This is a genomic window from Staphylococcus sp. EG-SA-2 (assembly GCF_017152085.1).
In genome coordinates, this window is the sequence record NZ_JACYHC010000835.1 from 1 (window position 1) to 1171 (window position 1171).

The 1171-nt window shown below is 31.9% G+C and carries 3 protein-coding genes and 1 pseudogene; all 4 read left to right on the forward strand.

Annotated elements, in window-relative coordinates; translation table 11 throughout:
* A pseudogene (locus IDG60_RS15005) lies at window positions 1-185 on the forward strand (NADP-dependent phosphogluconate dehydrogenase); the annotation flags it as partial.
* Between the two features lie 218 nt (window positions 186-403).
* Window positions 404-775: a VOC family protein gene (locus IDG60_RS15010; RefSeq protein WP_000413427.1), complete on the forward strand. Its 372-nt coding sequence runs from the start codon at window positions 404-406 to the stop codon at window positions 773-775.
* Entirely contained in the window at window positions 714-968 is a 255-nt protein-coding gene (locus IDG60_RS15015) for a hypothetical protein (RefSeq protein ID WP_001837949.1), read from the forward strand. The genes IDG60_RS15010 and IDG60_RS15015 overlap by 62 nt, the downstream gene beginning before the upstream one ends.
* A partial coding sequence (locus IDG60_RS15020) for a LacI family DNA-binding transcriptional regulator (RefSeq protein WP_206160860.1) occupies window positions 969-1171 on the forward strand: 203 nt, incomplete at its 3' end.

Consider the following 1171-nt stretch of genomic DNA (forward strand, 5'->3'; position numbering starts at 1 on the left):
CAACTGGTGTTCAAAATGGTGTACCAACACCTGGTTTCTCATCAAGTATTAATTACTATGATAGTTACCGTGCAGCTGATTTACCTGCAAACTTAATTCAAGCACAACGTGACTACTTCGGTGCTCATACGTACGAAAGAAAAGATAAAGAAGGCGTATTCCATACACAATGGATTGAAGAATAATATTGATTAAAGGATAGTTGAAAGATACTATCCTTTTTTATATCTTTTGATAAATATAAAAGAGAGTGTGATAGAGTAGCTACAACCTATAAAAAATTACACAAGCAATATCTATTACCTTAAAAGCATCCCGCCATATTTTTAAGCATTTTGTGAAGTAATAAAATATTTACTGTGTTATGATAGCATGTACTATAGAGAAATAGAGGTATTAACTTATGGAAAAGTTAAATCAAGTTATGTTATATGTTGATGATGTTGACAAAGCGAAAGCATTTTGGACAGAAACTTTAGAATTTGTTGTTGTAAGTGAAACACCGTTAGCTGAGGACTATGTTGCAGTTGAAGTATCACCTACGAAAGATGCTGAAACGTCATTGACGATTATGGCAAAAGAATTTATTGAAAAGTATAGCCCGGAAGTGAACCTAGGAACACCATCTTTAATGTTTAAAGAGAAAAACTTTGATGCATTATACTCAAAATTAAATGATTTAGGTTTAACTGGGCATGATATAGTAGAAATGAATGGTCAACGTGTATTTAATTTTCAAGATGGCCAAGGTAACTATTTTGCAGTTAGTGACTAAACAATCGATTTTAATATTTATACAAACCTATATATTGATTTTCGGATTGAATTTCAGTATGAAGGTTTTATTTTTATCGTTTTATGCAATCGTTTGCACAAATCTTTTGACTTTTTTAGAAAGTGTGACTAAACTGGTATTATACAGTGGTTGGAAGCGTTTTCCGATGCAGAAATTAACAGGAGGTGATTAAATGGTTACGATTAAAGATGTTGCACTAAAAGCCGGTGTTTCTCCTTCGACAGTTTCAAGAGTTATAAAAGGAAATCAACGTATTAGCGAAGCGACAATTTCAAAAGTGAAGAAAGTTATGGAAGAATTGAATTATTTTCCTAATACCGCTGCTAGAACTTTAATTACAAACCAAACATATAAAATTGGTTTAGTGTTAAAAGG